This window comes from Candidatus Omnitrophota bacterium, assembly GCA_040755155.1.
In the GTDB taxonomy this organism is placed as follows: Bacteria; Hinthialibacterota; Hinthialibacteria; order Hinthialibacterales; family Hinthialibacteraceae; genus JBFMBP01.
In genome coordinates this window covers 52,673-72,159 of record JBFMBP010000037.1, presented here as the reverse complement: position 1 = coordinate 72,159, position 19,487 = coordinate 52,673, and the positions used below count along the sequence as shown (strand labels likewise).

Here is a 19,487-nt window from a genome sequence, read left to right as displayed (position 1 = left end):
CCCTTTGAGGTTATTGTAAAATTGATAAAATCCGCCTTTAAATTCTCCCCCCAAGCTTGGGGGGAGTTAGAGGGGGGTTGATTTTGTTAGACTTAACGCAACCCCCTCCTGAACCTACCCCAAGCTTGGGGGAGGAATAATTGAATTTTGCATGAGGTTTTTTTGCAAGACGATTAGCGGTTAAGGTTTTGTCTATGATTTCTCGGATCAGTTTAGCGTTCTTTTCCAAATAGGGCTTGTAGAGCATGTGGTTATGATCTCCGGCCCCTTGATAGGTTTTGAATTCGCCTCGAGCGGCTTCGCTCCAACCTTTCTTGTTCGATATGAGGCGGCCGCGTTCGTCGCGGTATTCGTCGGTGGAGTTATCGCAGAGGATGACGTGGATATTGGCGTCAACAATGAAATCGTCGATAAGATTCTCGAAGCAGGCGTAAGAATGGCGGATCATGCGCTCCGCTTTTTCCCGCAAAACGCTATTGGTTAAATAAGGCCGGTTGCTTTCATGGTTGAGAAATTCGTCGGCGACTTTTTGCACTTCCTCATCATCGAAATGAAAACGCTCCGTCTTTCTGCCCGAATCGATCATGATGATATCGGATACGCGCTTGCCCCGGTTTTCGATCTCTTTGGCGGCGTGAAAAGCTAGATTGCCGCCGCTGGAGTAGCCCAGGAAGAGATACGGCCCTTCCGGATCGACGGACATGACTAAATCGGCGTAGTCCTTAATGCGGGAAGCGGCTTCGATGAAATTGAATCCATAAAAACAGCAAGGCTTCAAACTCTCTGCGGCTTGGATGTAACTGGCGGCGTCTCCCGTCCCCGGCGGGAAAGCGAAGAGATTGGGGCCGTCCGTTTTTCCGCTTAATAGAACCATCGCTTCGTCAATGCCTTCCCAGCCGAATTTGGCGCAATCGAGGATGCGTAGCGCCAGTTCGCGGATAGTGGGGGCTTTGAAGATGACGGTAAAGGGAATGACGACCTTCATTCTTTTTTCGATGAGCGAGACCACTTTAGCCACTTTCAAACTATGGCCGCCGGAATCGAAGAAATCGTCAAGGACGCCGATGCCCTGGCGGTCCAGCGCTTCTTCCCAGATTGCGGCGAGTTGTTTTTCCGTTTCCGATTGCGGCGGCGCGTAGGATTGGCTCTTCGTCAGGGGCTGCCTTGCCGGTTCGGGCAGGGCGCGGCGGTCCACCTTGCCGCTGGCGTTGAGAGGCAGCTTATCCAAAGGAATGAGATGGGCGGGGATCATGTAATCGGGCAATTCGCCTTTAAGAAACTCGCGCAGAGAGTTGACATCCAACTTGTCGCCCGTCGCATAAGCGATCAATTCATTGCTTTCGTCTCCCAAATTCTTCGCTAAGACAAAGGCCTCCTTCACGCCGTTGAAATGCAAAATGCAAGCGGCGATATCGCCCGGCTCGATGCGATAGCCGCGCACTTTCACTTGGTCGTCCATGCGTTCCAGAAATTCGACGGCGCCGTCCGGCAGCCAGCGGGCAAAATCGCCGGTGCGGTAGAGGCGTTCGCCGGTTGCGAAAGGGTGAGGGATGAATTTGCGCGCTGTCAAAGCCGGATCGTTCCAATAGCCCCGCGCCAATCCATCGCCTCCCGTACATAGTTCGCCGGGAACACCGATGGGAACCGGCTGCAGATTTTCGTTGAGAATATAGACGGAAGAATTGGCGATGGGCGCGCCGATGGGAACATCGCGCTCGTAGCATTTTTCCACATTAAAGAAGGTTGTGAAGGTCGTATTTTCCGTGGGGCCGTAAACATGCTTCAGCGTCAGGGAAGGGAAGGCCTTGCGGATTTTGTTGAAGTGATGGACGGAGGCTTTTTCGCCGCCGGTGAGCAGCGTTTTCAAATCCTGGAATATTTCAACATTTTCGCTTACCAGCATATTGAATAAGCTGGTAGTCAAAAAGATCGTGGTGATCTTATGCTTTTGGATCAAATGTCCCAATTCGACAGCGTTCAATAAATCCTCTTCTTCCAGAAAGCATACAGCCCCGCCATTCAATAACGCCTCCCAAATTTCAAACGTCGAGGCGTCGAAGGCGAGCGCGCCCGTTTGCAAAATTCGGTCGGATTCGCCGAGATCGATGTAATTCGTATTCAAAACCAGCCGCAGGATGGAACGATGTTCGATCATTGCTCCCTTGGGCAGGCCGGTAGTGCCGGACGTGTAGATGAGATAGGCGAGATGGTTGCCGCAGCCTCGTTCTTCTACGGGATCGGCGGAAAGATTGTCCAATGCCCGCAAGTCGAATTGATGCTTGCTTCTCGGCGGTAGGGGCGGATGTGTTTTAGTATTCTTTTTATCGATCGTAAGAATGGCGTCGTAGCCGTATTCGGATAGTTCGCTCTTAGCCTGACCCAGCATTTGGGAAAATTCGATGGCGGCGATTTCGGGGAAATCGTGGCGTAGGTCTTGCAGAAACGTTCGCGATAGGAATAGTTCTTCGGAACGGTCGATCTTCGTCGAATACCTTTCGCTGGCGTGTTCGCGGGCGAATTGCTGGAGAGAACGGACGAAATCCGCTTTCAAATCCTCGTCCCATAGATTGCCCAGAAAGATGCGGCCTTCATCGTTCATGAGCGCGATGGCTTTGCGCAACGCATCCCGCAGGTAGTTATAGCCGCTGAAGCATTGAATCACGCTATTGAAGATGACGGCGTCGAAATTCTTTTCTTCCAGACGGTCGATTTCATGAGCGGCCAATGGCGCGAGGCGAATATTTTTCCATCCCCGTTTTTGGATTTCCCGTTCCGTCCAATGGAGAATATCGCGGGATAATTCCGTCCCGCAATAGAATCCCGCCAGCGGCGCCAGGCGGAAGAGGCTGATGCCTGAGGCGCAGCCGATTTCCAACACACGCGAACGCTGGTTCAGATAGGGCGCCATTTTTTGCCGGATGTTATCTCCGTATTCGTCCATGACTTCGCGGCTAAGCCATTCGCCGGTGTAACTGCTGCGCCAGCCGCCGCCGGAAATGTCGTCGAAGACGTCGCGCCGGATGAATTCCCACATCTCTTCCTTCATCATCTCGCCCGTCTCTTCGGGTTCGGCGTAGATATCGCGGCTGTCCAGGCAGAAGATCGCCTGTAATTTCGGGCATTCCCATTGCAGTTTGTTGAGCGTGCGGATATAGCGTTTTTCCGAAAGGAGAACGCGGACGCAGGCGTCGTTCAACATATATTGGATGCGCGGAAAAGGGAGATCGTAATTGATGGGGAGATAGGCGCAGCCTGCTTTGAGAATGCCGACGAGAGCGACGGCCATTTCCAATGAGCGGTCGAGCATTACGCCGACTAACGATTCGGATTCCAATCTCTGCGTTAATAAGAAACGAGCTAAGCGGTTGGAGCGCTCGTCTAGTTCTCGATAAGTTAAGCTTTCATCCCCGTGAATGACGGCGACGGCGCCGGGCGTCTTGGCCGCTTGCTTGGAGAAAATGGCGTGGACGGTTTGGTTTTTGGGGTAATCTGTTCGATTCCGATTGAATTTCTTAACGAGATCGAGAAGATCGCCGCCTTTGTCTTTCTCTTGGAATAGGGAGAATTCGCCAAGTTTCATGATACGTTATCCCCCGCGGAATGGGATGGCGCGATCATTGCAGCGAAGCGATCCAAAATAGAAAGATAGTTGCGTATGGTTTCTGGTTTGAACAAATCCGAATCGTATTCCAAGGCCAAATGCAAGCGATCCCGTTCTTCATAAACGAATAGAGTCAAATCGAATTTTGAAGTTTCGAATGATAGATCGAATGGTTGCAAGCGGTTTGCGCCGAAATTATTTTCCTGTTGAAATGAATCCGGCAGACCGAGATCGATGCGGATATCGGATGCGTTTTGAAAACCGTAGATCACATTGAGCAAGGGTTGGCGGTTGGCGATGCGGCCGGGATTGAGTTTTTCGATCATGAGATCGAAGGGATAATCCTGACGCTCGAACGCTTCGTAAGTATTCTCGATGGCTTGATCTAATAATTCGTCGAATTCCATTTCGCTAGAGAAGCGCATCCGGATGGGGAGAATATTGACGAAGAAGCCGATGAGGTTTTCCGTATCGGGATGATTGCGGTTAGCGATGGCGATTCCAACGCAGAACTCTTCTTGTTTGGAAATTTGGAAGAGGAACAGATTGAATAGCGAAAACACGACATTCGACAGCGTCGAGTTTTTCTTCAACGCCAGCGCTTGCAATCCTTGCGTTATGGCATTGTCCAACGCGAGGATTTCGGTCTGGCCGCGGAAATCCCGCTCCTCTTCCGGCGCGAAATCGTAAGGCAGGCGCAGGCGCTGCGGAGCGCCGGACAATTTATCTAGCCAATAATGTTCTAACGCGGTGAAATCTTGAGCGTTTTGCCAGGCGGCGAAATCTTTATAATGAATGCGCAGCGGCGGGAGGGGATTGGTTTCATCGCGTTGGAAGGCGGCGTATAGAGTGAGCAATTCCTGAAATAAAACCGTCAGCGACCAACCGTCGCCGATGATATGGTGCATAACAAGAAGAAAGACGAAACGGTTTTCGCCGATCTTCATTATGGCGGCGCGCAGAAGCGGCGGCTGCGCCAAGTCGAAGGGAAGAACAGCCTCGCGCTCGGCGATGGCGCGAGCTTGGCTTTCGGCGTTGGTTTCAGCGCATAGATTGTATTCTTGAATTTTAAATTCTATGGCGGGATGAATTTTTTGCTGCGGTTCGCCTTCAATTTCCACGAATGCCGTCCGCAACGCTTCATGGCGTTCGATCAGGACGGAGAAGGCTCGATTCAAGGCGGCGGCGTTCATCTCGCCTTCGAACAAAAAGGCTTTGGGCATATTGTAGGACGCGTTGGAGGCGGCTCCCATACGATGAAGAATCCATAAGCGCTTTTGGGCGTGCGATAGGTCGTAGTATTCTTGCGGCGGCGCCGATGCGATGGGGGCGTAGACGGCGGTTTGCGCCGTTTGGATGCGAGGCGCCAACTGGGCGATAGTGGAAAGTTGAAATAGTACTGGCAGCGGAATTTTGACGCCCAACACTTTCTGAATCCGCGCCGCCATCTGCATGGCTTTTAAACTATGTCCGCCTAGTTTGAAGAAGTTATCATGTACGCCGACGGTTTCCACTTGCAGGATATCGCGCCATATCCGCGCCAGCCGTTCTTCCCAGCGATTGCGCGGGGCGGCGTCGATGGCGGTTCTCTCGCTGCCATCCTCAATGGGAAGCGGCAGCGCCTTCTTGTCGATTTTGCCGCTGGGCGTTAGCGGGATGCTATCCACCTGGATGAAATAAGATGGAATCATGGGATCGGGCAGCGTTTTTTGCAAATGCTCCCGCAGCTCGTCGGCGTTCAGTTTTTCGCTGCTGACATAATAGGCAATCAATTCAGTACCGCGCCGTTCGATTTCCCGGCTGATTACCGCCGCTCGGCGCATGGCTTCATGCTGAGCCAGGCGGCGTTCGATTTCGCCCAACTCGATGCGATGTCCGCGGATTTTGACTTGATCGTCGTTGCGCCCCAAGTAATCGATTTGGCCGTCCGCCAGCCAGCCGCCTAGATCGCCAGTTTTATACAGGCGTTCGTTGGGCCGGAAGGGATTGGGCAGAAAGCGCTCGGCATCGAGGACGGGGCGGTTATGATAGCCGCGCGCCACGCCCGCGCCGCCGATGTATATCTCGCCGGGAACGCCGATGGGAACGGGGCGATGATGGCGGTCGAGGATGTAGATTTGCGTATTGTCGATGGGTTGGCCGATGAGGATGCGTTCTTCTTGCGGCGCGATTTTTTTGACGATGCAGCCTACTGTCGTTTCCGTAGGGCCATATTCGTTATAAATCGCCATGCGCGGATTGAGGCGATGAAGATAATGCGCTTGATCGGCGAACAAAGCCTCGCCGCCGACGATGGCGAGACTTACATTGGTGGCCGTCAGGCCGAGTTCTTTGAGCAAAGAGATATGGGAAGGTGTTAATTTTACGCAATCGATATTTGTATCGGGATCGAAATTATCGCGCAGAATATCGTTGACCTCGGCGTCTTGGGAAAATACGTAGAGCGATTTCCCGCGAATCAAGGGCAGGAACAACGCGGTAATCGTCAAATCGATAGACAGGGCGGTGAAAAGACCGAAATGGCCGCCATTCTCATCGGGAAAATAGTAATGATTAGCCCAGTTCAAATAATGGATCAAATTGCGATGTTCCAACAGACAGCCTTTCGGCTGGCCGGTAGAGCCGGAGGTGTAGATAACATAAGCGAGATGCTGCGGCGAAGGGGCCGGTGATGGATCGCTTACGTTTTCATTGCGAATGGAACGGATATCGATGAAAGGCGCTTCCACGAGCGCGGCAATTTTCTCGCGATGCTTCTCCTCGGATAAAATGGCGGCGCAGCGGCTGTCTTGCAGAATATAGGCGATGCGTTCCGGCGGCAGGCCGGGATCGATGGGCGCATAAGCGGCGCCCGATTTCAAGACGCCCAGAATTCCCGCCAGCGCCCATGGCGAGCGATCCACAAGCAGACCGATGCGGTCATTGGGCTGAACGCCTTGCGCGTGACGCAGATGATGCGCGATGCGATTGGCTTTTTCGTTCAACTGGCGATAGGTCCATTGCGCTTCGCCGTAGATGACGGCGGCGGCGTCCGGCGTTTTCGCCGCTTGTTCTTGGAATAAATCGATAACCGTCTGACGGCATGGACTCACCATCTCAACGCCTTGGAAATCGTAAAGAACTTGGCGGCGTTCCGATTGGGATAGGATATCAATAGTCTCCACGGCGGCATTGGGATTCTTCAGCGCATGGCGCGTCAGCGTGAGAAAATGCTCCGCCATGCGTTCGATTTGTTCTGCGGGAAATACGGCGGAGTTATATTGAAATTTAACTTGAATCGTTTCGCCGGGAACGATAATGAGATTGAAATCGTAATGCGTACGGTCGTAGGCTTCGATCTCTTCCACAACAAAATCGCCGCTGAACGATTCGGCGTTTTCGATGGCTTCTTTTTCCATAGGGTAGTTGACGAACGTCAACAGATGATCGAAGAGGTCATGGCCTTCCGAGCTAAACGATTGGATATCCGCCAAAGGCAGATAATGATGCATTTCGCATTCCACGGAATCGCGCTGCCGGGCGCAGATGGCGTCCGCAAAGGATTGGCCGGAGGAGAATCGAACACGGACGGGAATGGCGTTGATGAACAAGCCTATCGTTTCTTCTACGCCGGGCAAATCCGGCGGGCGTCCGGATACGATGGCGCCGAAAATGACGTCATCCACATCGTTGTAACGCGAGAGCAGCATGGCCCAGAGAATTTGCATCGCTGCGTTCAAAGCAGCGCCTTGACGGGTTGCCAAATCCTGCAGTTGGGCGCTTTCGGTTTTATCGATATAGAAAATGTATTCTCCCGGCGCGCATTCTTTCCCGCCGCCGTTTCGCCGAGGGATGGACGTTCGTTGTTCGCATCCGGCGAGAGCGTTGGCCCAATACTGGCGGGCGCTTTCCTGGCTTCGTTCTTCCAGCCAACGGATATAGCGGGAATAGGGCGGAGCTGGCGGCAAAGAAGGCGGCGTTCCCTGAATCAATCCGCGATAGATTTGGAAAAGATCGCGATAGATGATGCCGAGGCACCAGCCGTCGAGCAGGATGTGGTGATAACTCCAAACCGCTTGAAAGCGATCATCGGACAATTGAAATATGGCAATGCGCATCAAGGATTCGCGCTGAAAATCGAAGCCCCTTTGTTTATCGATGCGTTGATAGTCTTCGATGGCTTCACGTTGCGCCTTTTTTGAAAGATGACGCAAATCTTGAAAATGGCTTTCGGGTTCGCGTTGTTGGAAAACGATTTGGATCGGACGCGGCAGACCTTCATGAATAAGCGCTGTGCGAAGAATGGGATGGCGACGGCACAATTCCTTCCAACTGCGCAGAAATAATTCCGCTTGAAGGTGTCCGCGCAATTTATAGGAAACTTGCAGAAAATAAGCGCGAGAATCGGGACGGCGAAGCGTTTCGAACAGCAAGCCTTCCTGCATAGGCGACAGGCAATAAATATCTTCTATCTCCGGCGCTTTCCAGGAATGGACGCTTAGAAATTTCTCGTATTCGGATAGAGAGAATATTCGGCTAGTAAAATCGGACGGCGTCTTCTCTCCTGCTTGTACATCGCGGCAATGCGCTGAGACGTTGAGCAATTCTTCATGAAAATAAGAAATCAATCGCTCGACGGTCTCTTCGCGAACATGCTTCGGTTGATAGAGCAGCGAAAATTCCAAGCATCCATTGACGGCAAGGCCGTTAAACTCCAATTCGTATGGCCGCTTTAAAAAAGGGTTGATGGCGGCGCCGGTATTTTCTTCTGCAAAAGCGAATACGCTTTCCGCATCGCCGTTGTCGAATTGTCCCAAATAATTGAAACTGATGCGCGCCGCTGGAGCGGAATGCAAAGCCTTTCGTTTTTCATCGGATGCAATGTAACGAAGGACGCCATAGCTGGCGCCTTTGCGCGGGATTTCGCGCAACGTTTCTTTAACGAACTTTATCTGAGCGCCGATCTCATTGCCCGGCGTTTGCAGGAAGAAGGGATATAGGCTGGTGAACCATCCCAGCGTGCGGCTGAAATCCAGTTCCGCCGCCAGCGGTTCGCGTCCGTGGCCTTCGAGAGCGATCCAGACGCCGCCGGAACCGAGCCAGCGCTGCAAAGCGCGGCCTAACGCCGTCAGCAGAATGTCGTTCGCTTCCGTGTGGTAGGCGCGATGGGCTTCCGTGAGAATTTGGCGCGTTTCCTCCAGCGTAAAATGTAAGGGAATAGCGCAAACGCCGCCGTATTCGTTGTTTTCGTTCTCGTTATCTATCGGCAAAACCAACGATTTTTTTTGAAAAGTTCGATTCCAATAATCCCGCTCGCGCCGCAGCTCATCCATGCGGGAAAAACTCTCTATGGCTTGCGCCCATTGCTGGAAAGAGTCCGTTTTATCGCCGAAATCGATTTCATCGCCTTTAAGATATTGCGTATAACCGCGTTCTAAGTCTTCCAAAAGAATGCGCCAGGATACGCCGTCGATGGCGAGGTGATGAATGACCAATAGCAAACGGTCGGCGTCGGGAAGCTGGAAGAGTACCGCTTTCAGCAGCGGACCTTTTTCCAAATCAATGCGGTGTTGAATGCCATCTGCATGTGATGCCAAATGTGAAGCGGCGTCAGAATATTCTCTATAATCCACTATGGAAAAATCTAGAGGATACGGAATCTCGGCGATGTTTTGTTCGATGTCGCCGTTTGCGAAACGGTAAGTCAATCGCAGCGCGTCATGATGTTGTTGCAGTTTATCCAAAACAGCCCTCAGGGCGTTTTCGTCGAGGCGATCCTTCGACCGCAATAGTATGGATTGGTTGAAATGATGGATATCGCCATGAATAGTTTCAAAGAACCAGCGTTGAATCGGCGTGAGAGGAACCGGGCCGCTGACGGATTCGCGCCGCGCCATGCGTTTTTCATTTCGCAGTAATGGCGCAATTTTGGCGATGGTTTGATTTTGGAAAATGTCTCGCACTTCCAGGCGCCATCCTGCTTGCCGCAAGCGGCTGATCGTTTGAATCGCCCGAATCGAATCGCCGCCCAGTTCGAAATAATTGTCGTGAATGCCAATGCTCTCGCGGCTCAGCAGCGTTTGCCATACGCGCGCAAGAATGGCTTCTCGATCGTTGCGCGGTTCTTCGCAGGCGGCGATGCTATCCCCAACCGCCGCAGGCGGCGCGGGCAGGCGGCGCTTATCCACCTTGCCGTTTACGGTAAGAGGAAGTTTTTCCAACCAAGTGAAATAAGCGGGTATCATATACTCTGGCAGAGATTGCGACAGGAAGGAACGCAGTTCCGCAGCGCTCAATTCGCCATCGCTGGAATAATAAACCGCCAGTTCTTTGGTTCCGGCAAGCGTATCGCGGGCGATGACCGCCGCTTCTTTGATGGCGCCGTGTGATAGCAAGCTATTTTCGATCTCTTCCATTTCGACGCGGAATCCCCGCACTTTCACTTGCTGGTCAATGCGTCCAAGAAAAACGATTTGTCCGTCTTCCCGCCAAACGCCGCGGTCGCCAGAGCGATAAAGACGTTCTCCTTTGAGAAAAGGATGGGGAACGAATTTCTCCGCCGTCATGGCGGATTGGTTGAGATAGCCCCAGGCCAGCCCTTCGCCGCCGATGGCGATCTCGCCTGCAACGCCGATGGGCGCCGGTTGTCCATATCGATCGAGAATATAAACCACCGTATTGGCGATGGGCGCGCCGATAGGGACGCCGCGTTCTTGATTGGTGGTTACAGGGAAATACGTCGTAAACGTGGTATTTTCCGTAGGCCCATAAACATGAACCAAGGATAGATTAGGATAGGCTTTACGCATTTGATTGAAATGGCGCGCGGAAGCGGTCTCGCCTCCCGTTAATAGAACGCGCAATCCTTGGAAGAGGCCAATATCCGCTTCCACGTATTGATTGAAAAGGCTGGTAGTCAGGAACATCACTGTTATTCGATGGCGATCCATGAACTGGCGAAACTCCACTGGTTCCAGCAGAGAATCTCCATCAGGTAAACAGATACAAGCGCCATTGAGCAGCGATCCCCAAAACTCGTAAGTCGAAGCGTCGAAAGCCAGCGATCCGGTTTGCGCGATGCGGTCGTCCGCCTGGATGCGGATGTAATTCGTTTGTAAAACCAGGCGCAGAACTGCCCGTTGATCGATCAACGAACCTTTCGGCGTTCCTGTGGAACCGGAAGTATAGATGACGTAAGCCAGGTTGGAGGGCGTTCCTTGCGGCAGGGGATTGGGCGCCGATGCTTCAGCATAGGGCCATACATCGATCAAGTCCATTTCGTAATTCTGCGAGCGTAGGCGAGCAAGATATTTCTCTTCCGTAAGAACAACGCGGCAAGCGGCGTCGCGTAAAATGAACGCCATGCGGCTGGGTGGATACGCGGGATCGATGGGAACGTAAGCCCCGCCCGCTTTAAGGATGCCTAAGAGAACCGCCGCCGTCATTTCGCATCGATCCAGCAATACGCCAATGCATTCGCCCTGCTGTAAGGCATAATCGTCAAGAAGCAAATGCGCCAAGCGGTTAGCGCGTCCGTTCAATTCGCTATAGGACAGCGTTTTTTCTCCAAAGGCAACAGCTGGGCGATGAAGCGATTTTTCCGCCTGCGCTTCGAACAACGCTGCGATGGTTTGATGGCGCGGGTAATCGCTAGGACAGGCGTTGAAGGTTTCAATAACGCTGCGCCGTTCCCATGGCGGCAGAATGTTCAAGTACTTCACCGGCTGGTCAGGCGATTGCACAGCGCTGTGGATCAATTCCAAAAAGTGCTGCGCCATGCGTTCGATGCGTTCCGGCGCGAAGAGGTCTGTATTATATTCGATGCCGATTCCGCAGCTTTCATTTTCCATTTCTGTGAAAAAGAAAGATAAATCGAATTTACTGATGGACGCGGGGATATCCAGCGGCGTGGTTTCGAGGCCGGAAATGATGCTCAACGAACGGCTGCGGTTGTGCATCGCCGCCGCCACGTCGAAAAGGGGATTGCGGCCCATATCCCGCTTCAGATACAATTCCTCCACCAAGCGGTCGAAGGGATAAATCTGATGCTCGAAGGCTTCGGCGACGGCGTCACGGACGTTTTCCAAAACGCGGATGAAACTGTTCTCCGCCGAAATTTTATTCCTTAAAGCCAGCATATTGACGAAAAACCCGACTTGATTTTCCAGATCGGCGCCCCCGCGTCCCGCCGCCGGAACGCCGATGACGATCTCCTCCTGTTCCGTATAACGGTGGAGCAAAATATTCAACAAAGAAAGAAGCGTCATGAAAGCGCTGGCGCCATGATATCTTCCGAATTCTTTCAATTGTTGGTATACAGATGAATCCAATACAAAGCGATAGGCGGCGCCCGCAAACGTCTGAACGGCGGGGTGGGGATTATCTGTAGGCAGATCGAGAAGCGGAACGTCTTCAAATTGACGATGCCAATATTCCCGATGGGCAACGGCGTCCTGGCTCGATAAAATCCGATTTTGCCAGGCGGCATAATCTTTATATTGAATGCGCAACGGCGGCAGGGGATTCGGCTTTCCCTGCGAGAAAGAAGAGTAGAGTTGCAATAACTCGCCAATTAGGATTTTCATCGACCAGCCATCGCTAACGATGTGGTGCAAGTTGAGAAAAAGCGCATGATTGTCCTCCTTGAGCCGGAAAAGGATAGCTCGGAACAGCGGCCCCTTTTCCAGATCGAAAGGCGATGACGCCTCGTTTACGATCCTTTCATTCAATAAATCCTCTAAGCTGCGACTCTGTCTTGCTGCGACTCTGTCATTTCGAGCGATAGCGAGAAATCCATCCTCACGCGGGTTGAAGATTTCTCGGTTGCTGCGCTCCCTCGAAATGACATGCCGCGATGCCGGGCGCAGTATATCGATTTTTTCTAAGCGAAAATCGATGCGCGAATGGATGCGTTGACGCGGCTCATCGTTGATGAACGCGAACGATGTTCGCAGCGATTCATGGCGGTCGATCAACGCTTGCAGCGCTGGCTCGAGAGCGGCGATATCCAGATTTCCTTTTAATTCGTAAATGGCGGGAATATTGTAAGCCGCTGGATTAGCGCCCATGCGGTCGATGGTCCACAAACGGCGCTGGGCGTGGGAAAGAGCATAATGTTCGGCTGAGGGAATCGGCTCGATGGATAGATCGATGGAGGTTTTTTGACGCTGAACGATTTCAGCCAAAGCGGCGATAGTAGGATAAAGAAAAACTTCGCGCAGCGTAATTTTAACTTGAAATTGTTGTTGAATGCGCGATGCCAATAAAACCGCTTTGAGGCTGTGTCCGCCCGCTTCGAAGAAATTGTCGTGAATTCCCGCTCTCTCCGCATTTAGCGCCTCGCGCCAGATTGCCGCAAGTTTGGCTTCCGTTTCGTTGCGGGGCGCTGCGTAATTCGTCCTTCCCTCGACTCCGGCTTCGATGGGATCAGGCAGTGCTTTTTCGTCGATCTTGCCATTAGGCGTCAAGGGAAATCGTTCCAACCGCGTGAAATAGGAAGGGATCATGTAAGCGGGCAGGGCGTTTTGCAAATGACGGCGCAGCGCCTCGCCGCCGATCTCCTCATCGCTGACGATATAGGCGGCGAGTTCCAGGCTGGGACCGCCGAAGTCTTTTGCAATGACTAAGGCTTCTTTGACGGCGTCCCATTGCAGCAGGCGATTTTCGATTTCTGCTGTTTCAATGCGGTAGCCGCGAATTTTCACTTGGCGATCGATGCGGCCCAAAAATTCGATATTTCCGTCGGGAAGCCATCGCCCCAAATCTCCCGTGCGATAAAGGCGTTCGCCGGATTGGAACGGATCCGGCGTGAATTTTTCCGCCGTAAAAGAGGGATGATTAAGGTAGCCGCGCGCAACGCCTTCGCCTCCAGTGCAAATCTCCCCTGCAACGCCGATGGGCGCGAGCTGGCCGGCGCTATCCAAGATATAAATTGTGGAGTTGGCGATAGGAGCGCCGATGGGGACGTTGTCATTGACGCTGTTATCAAAATTATAGAACGTTGTCAGCGTCGTGTTTTCCGTGGGGCCGTATAGATTGACTAATACAAGGGAAGGATAAGTTTTTTGCAGTTTGTCGAAATGGCGGAAAGACGCCTTCTCGCCGCCGGTAAGGACCTTTTTTATATCTTGGAATAGGCGGATGTCCGTATCCACGAATTGATTGAAGAGACTGGTTGTAAGAAACATGGCCGTAATGCGGCGGCGTTCGATCAGACGGCGCAGTTGCACGGCGTCCGAAAGCGTCTCTACGTCAATCGTGCAAAGTCCCGCGCCGTTTAGCAGCGCCCCCCAAATTTCCAGCGTCGAAGCGTCGAAAGCCAACGATCCGGTTTGCGTGAAGACGTCCGCGTCCGTCAGGCGCATATAATTCGTATTCAAAACCATGCGGACGATGGAGCGATGTTCGATCAGCGTTCCTTTAGGACGCCCTGTCGAACCCGAAGTGAAAATCACGCAGGCTAAACGGCGGCCGCCGTATGTGGTTTGGGGATTCGCCGCCATTCTAGCCGCTGAAGATTCGATATCGATGAAACGAATACCCGGCAAGCGCGGAGCAATGGAATCCACGATTTTCGCTTCGGAAAGAACGGTACGGCATCCCGAATCGCGCAGCATGAATTCGATACGCGGCAAGGGGTAGGAGGGATCGATGGGAACGTAGGCGCCTCCCGCTTTCAGAATGCCCAGAAAAGAAGTGGCGGCCCAGGGGGAACGCTCCAGCAATACTCCGACGCATTCCTCCGGTTGCAGCGCGCATTGTTCCAACAATACGCAAGCTAGACCATTGGCGTATTCGTTCAACTCGCGGTAGGTCCATTGCGCATCCTTGAAAAATACGGCTGGATGCTCCGGTTGTTGCGCCGCTTTCTCCTCGAAGATTTGCGCAACGGTTTTGTCGAGGGGATAATCGGCAGCCGTTTGATTGAAATTAATGATGATTCTTTGCTTTTCATCAATAGACAATAATTCCAAATTTCGTATAGGCTTTTCGGGATGATGGACAATGCTTTCCGCGAGATGGATTAAACAATTTGCCATTCTTCTGATGGAATCTTCCCGAAAAAGATCGGTATTGTAATTGATTCCCAATTCAAGGCCATGCGCTTTTTCCAAAAACTGAAATGTCAAATCGAATTTCGCGGGAGTAAATACGCATTCGAAGGGAACGGCGCGCAGACCGCCGAAATGAAAATCGGACGCATCGGCGTTTTGCAGCGCCAGCATTACGTCGAATAGCGGGGAACGGCTTCGATCGCGCTCCAGATACAATTCCTTTACTGTTTCGTCGAAAGGAAGCATCCGATGCTCAATGGCTTCCGTCAAAATTTGTTGAACCTTTTTCAGAACATCGACGAAATGATCGTTGCCATGAATTTCATTTCGCAAGGCAAGAGTATTGACGAAAAAGCCGACGACGTTTTCCAGATCGGGGTGATCGCGTCCCGCCTCTGGAACGCCGATAATAATGTCTTCCTGATTCGTATATCGGAAAAGCAAAATATTCAGCCAGGCCGCTATCGTCATGAAAAGGCTAGCGCCGCTTTTTCGTCCCAACGCTTTGATCTCCTCGGCAAGAGCATCGTCGATGAAGAATGAAATCGTCTTTCCCGTAAACGTTTGAATGGCGGGACGCGGAGTATCCGGCAATAAGTTGAGGACGGGCGCGACATTCAGTCTATTTTTCCAATAACGGCGTAGTTTTTCCGCTGTCTCGCCTTGAAGCATCTTGTTGCGCCAAGCGGAATAATCTTTGTATTGAATTTTCAATGGCGGCAGGGAATCGTTTTTATTCTGCAAAAAGGATTCATAGAAGAAAGACAATTCGCGCAGCAAAACGCCGAGAGACCATTCGTCGCTTACGATATGATGTATGTTGAAAAGGAATATCCATCGATTCTCCGCCCGTTTCAACAATATCGCCCGGATGAGCGGACCGGCGCCAAGATCGAAAGGCGCGGCGGCTTCTTGAAAAACGAGTTCCTGCGCTTTTTCCAAGGATTGTAAGTTTTGGCTTAGGTCGATTTTTTGTAGTTGAAAACTGATATTGTCATGAATAACTTGGAGGACTTTACCGTCGTATTCTTTAAATGTCGTGCGCAGCGATTCATGGCGTTGAATCAGGGCTTCGAATGCTTTTTGTAAAACGCTGGCGTTTAGTTTTCCTTCCAGGCGCCACGCTTCCGGCATGTTATAGGCGGAAGACGCCGCGTTCATTCGATCGAGAATCCAAAGCCGCTGCTGTTCATGAGAAGCGGCGTATTCCTGCGCGGATTTCTTTTTTTGAAAGAAGCCGCGATGGCGCAGTTCCTGAAGCGCCTCTAAATCGCCGTCTTTAGCGCGTTTTTTCAATTCTTCCAACGTCATCAGCTTACTCATGGAGCATTTCCCATTCTTCCGCCGTAGCGGGAGCGATGGCGTCATCCCAGCGCGGCGCCGGTTTCAATTCCAACGGCGGAATCTCTTCGCGCCTGCATTTCTCTTGACGCTGGACGATAGTAACCAATCCCGCGATCGTCGGTTCGCGGAAAATATCGAGAAGAACCAATGGACATTCTATCTCTCGTTGGATTAGATGCATCAACCGCACTGCTTTAAGGCTATGGCCGCCAATTTCGAAAAAATTATCGTGAAGACCAATGGGATTGATATTTAAAACGTCCATCCAAAGCGCTGCGAGTTTTTTTTCTAAGTCGGTTTGAGGCGGAGTATAAACCGCGTTGCTCGCTTCTCTTGATCGGGCGGGAAGTGGCAGCGCCTGGCGGTCGATCTTGCCGTTGGTCGTAAGCGGCATAGCGTCCAACTCGATAAAAAAAGATGGAATCATATAGTCCGGCAATTTCTCTTTTAGATAATTCCGCCAATTGTTTTTATGCGAAGTCGATTGGGCGTCGGATTCCATATTATTTATGACAATATACGCGGTAATGTAGGTATCGCCTGACTCTTCTTCTCCCGCGACGATGGCGGCTTCGCGGATGGCGGGATGGGCGGTCAGCGCCGATTCGATCTCGCCCAATTCCACGCGGAAGCCGCGAATCTGCACTTGATGATCGATGCGGCCCAAGTACTCGATCTCGCCGTCGAAGCGATAGCGGCCCAAGTCGCCCGAATGATAAAGGCGTTCGCCTTCTTGTCCGAAGGGATCGGGAACGAAACGCTCCGCCGTCAACTCGGGACGCCGCAGGTAGCCTTGCGAAATTCCCGCTCCCCCAACGTAAATCTCTCCCGTTGTTCCAATGGGAACCGGCTGCCGATGGGCGTCTAATAGATAGATGCGAAGGTCCGGCAATGGGCGGCCGATGAGACTGGCGCGGTTTTGCGCATCGGCGGCGGTCAGCGGGCGATAAGTAACGTGCACTGTCGTTTCCGTGATGCCATACATGTTCGCCAGCTGCGGCTTCGCATCGCCATGACGCTCAAACCAGGGCTTCAGGCTTTGCATATCCAACGCTTCCCCGCCAAAAATGATAAGCCGCAATGATAATTCTGTTGGCGACTCTTCTTCCACTTGCATCAATTGGCGAAAGGCCGATGGCGTTTGATTGAGCATCGTGGCTTTTTCCCGCGCTAGTAATTGATAAAACTCTTTCGGCGATCGCGCGATCTCATGCGGAACGATGACGACGCGCCCGCCGTACAACAACGCGCCCCACATCTCCCACACGGAGAAATCGAAAGCGTAGGAATGAAACATCGTCCATACGTCTTTTTCGTTGAATTGGAACCAAGCTTCCGTCGAGGTGAAAAGGCGCGAGACATTGGCGTGAGTAACAAGGGTTCCTTTGGGCTGACCTGTCGAACCGGAAGTGTAGATGACGTAAGTTGTATCGTTTGGTGCGTTGAGTCGCGGCGGATTTTCTGCGCTCTCGCAGGCGATGAGTTCCGCATCGGCGTCGAGCCGCAGAACGCGGGCGTTACGCGTTGACAGATTGTCGCTCAAATCGTTTTGCGTAATCAGAATGGGCGCTTGCGCGTCATCCAGCATGTAAGCGAGGCGTTCGGTGGGATGGGCGGCGTCGAAAGGAACATAGGCGCATCCGGCTTTGAGAATGCCCAATAGCGCCGCGATCGTCTCCGGCGAACGTTCGAGATAAACGCCAACGAACGTTCCGCGTTGAACGCTCAAGCGGCGCAGATGATGAGCCAGTCGGTTGGCGCGGGCGTTAAGTTGGCGATAGGTCCATTCGATTCGTTCGGTGGAGTCTTCGAAAACGACAGCGATGCGATTCGGCGTTGTTTCCGCTTGCTTTTCGAACCATTCCACCAGCGTAGGCGCGGGGAATGAACATTTTTTGGGATTGAAATCGCAGAGAATCCTTCGCCGCTCGTCATCATCAAGCAGATTCAAAAGCGAGATAGGCAAGGATGGTTCATTAAGCGCACTGCCGATCAAATTTAATAAATGCCGTCCCATGCTCTCAATGCGCTCGGGTAAAAATAAGTCTGTGTTAAATTCAATGCTAATATACAATCCATCGCGCTGTTCTTTACAACAGAAAGAAAGATCGTATTTGCTGGTTTCGGGATGTTCGAAGAAAAGATGAACTTGTAAGTCTTCGAAAGCGAATTCCGAATCGTCTTGATTTTGCAGAATCAATAGAACGTCATAGAGAGGCGAACGGCTGAGGTCGCGTTGGATGCGCAATTCTTCCACTAAACAGTCGAAAGGATAATCCTGATGATCGAATGCCTGCGTCGCCGTTTGCCGGACGCGTCGTAATAAAGATGTAAAACTATCTTTGCCGTATATCGAATCCCGCAGCGGCAAGGTATTGATATAAAATCCGATTTGATCTTCCAAGCCGGCGTGATGGCGTCCGGCGAAAGGGCTGCCGACGATAATATCCTCTTGTCCCGTATAGCGGAACAACAACGTTTTCAACGCCGCTAACAAAACCATGAATAAACTGCATTGGTTTTTCCGGGCGAATTTCAACACAGCCTTCAACCGTTCTCTCTCCAATCGAAAAGTCAATTCTTTTCCCTTGAATGTCTGTATGGCGGGCCGGGGAAAATCCGTTGGAAGATGGAGAACGGGAATGGTTCCCGCCAGTTTACCAAGCCAGTACCGACGATGAGTTGCGGTTTCGACGCTATCCAATAACCGATTCTGCCATTGAGCGTAATCGCGGTATTGGATGCGCAACGGCGGCAAGAGATCGGCTGCATTTTTTCGAATCAATTCGTAATGCCGGGATAGATCGCGCGCTAAAATATTGATGCTGACGCCGTCGGAAATGATATGATGCATAGTGAACAACAAAACATGTCGTTTATCGGTAAGTTTTAGTAGAACGGCTTTCCAAAGCGGTCCATTTTCCAAATCGAAAATTTGCGACGATTCTTTGCGCCCCCTATGCCTCGCCGTCTCTTCCGCTTTTGCCTCATAACTCAAATCAACGTAATGAAAATAATCAGTTGCGGCGTCGTGAATAACTTGCCTTGGTTCTCCATCAATGGCAACGAAGGTCGTGCGCAAAGATTCATGACGCGCCTGCAAATAATACAATGCCTCTTCCAAAGCGTTCCGATCCAAATCGCCCTCTAACAACTGATGCAAAGGAATATTGTACGCGGAGGAACTCTCCTCCATTTGCGATAAAATCCATAATCGCTTTTGCGCATGGGATAGCGGATAATGCTCCCGGCTTGGCGTTGAAGGAATGTCGGATATAGCATTGGGATTGAGAATGGCGATGATTTCATCCTTGCGGCGCCGCAACTCTTCCGTCAATTCCGGTGTCATCGCTCCCTTCGGCGCGCGGTAGCGCAGTTGCCCTTTTTCCAACCAGATCGCAATCTTCAGCGATCGAAGATGAGCTAACCATTCGGACAACGGTTTCATAATGCGCCTTCCTCGACGTCATTACTAGCCGGCATCCGCGCACCCGCCGTTGCGAGCTGCA

At 51.9% G+C, this 19,487-nt stretch carries 4 protein-coding genes (1 of these 4 cut by a window edge); all 4 read right to left on the bottom strand.

The window, feature by feature from the left end; translation table 11 throughout:
- Positions 1-37: 37 nt before the first annotated feature.
- Tightly spaced (each overlapping or abutting the next), the 4 genes in view from AB1656_04510 to AB1656_04495 form a layout consistent with a single transcriptional unit that may run on beyond the window.
- Positions 38-3,580, bottom strand: coding sequence for an amino acid adenylation domain-containing protein (locus tag AB1656_04510; protein MEW6234627.1), 3,543 nt, complete (start codon positions 3,578-3,580; stop codon positions 38-40).
- Complete coding sequence (locus AB1656_04505; GenBank protein MEW6234626.1) at positions 3,577-15,957, bottom strand: amino acid adenylation domain-containing protein; 12,381 nt, start codon at positions 15,955-15,957, stop codon at positions 3,577-3,579. The genes AB1656_04510 and AB1656_04505 overlap by 4 nt, the downstream gene beginning before the upstream one ends.
- Complete coding sequence (locus AB1656_04500) at positions 15,950-19,426, bottom strand: amino acid adenylation domain-containing protein (GenBank protein MEW6234625.1); 3,477 nt, start codon at positions 19,424-19,426, stop codon at positions 15,950-15,952. Before AB1656_04500 ends, AB1656_04505 begins: the two co-directional genes overlap by 8 nt.
- A protein-coding gene (locus tag AB1656_04495) for an SDR family NAD(P)-dependent oxidoreductase (GenBank protein ID MEW6234624.1) crosses the window boundary here: on the bottom strand, positions 19,423-19,487 show its final stretch. 7,744 nt of this gene lie beyond the right edge of the window; 65 of the gene's 7,809 nt are visible here — the last part of the coding sequence; its start codon lies off the right edge, out of view — the gene reads right to left on this strand; the stop codon is at positions 19,423-19,425. The genes AB1656_04500 and AB1656_04495 overlap by 4 nt, the downstream gene beginning before the upstream one ends.

Coding starts and splice junctions, on each gene's coding strand:
- AB1656_04510 (MEW6234627.1), bottom strand. CDS start 3,580: ATGAAACTTGGCGAATTCTCCCTATTCCAAGAGAAAGACAAAGGCGGC.
- AB1656_04505 (MEW6234626.1), bottom strand. CDS start 15,957: ATGAGTAAGCTGATGACGTTGGAAGAATTGAAAAAACGCGCTAAAGAC.
- AB1656_04500 (MEW6234625.1), bottom strand. CDS start 19,426: ATGAAACCGTTGTCCGAATGGTTAGCTCATCTTCGATCGCTGAAGATT.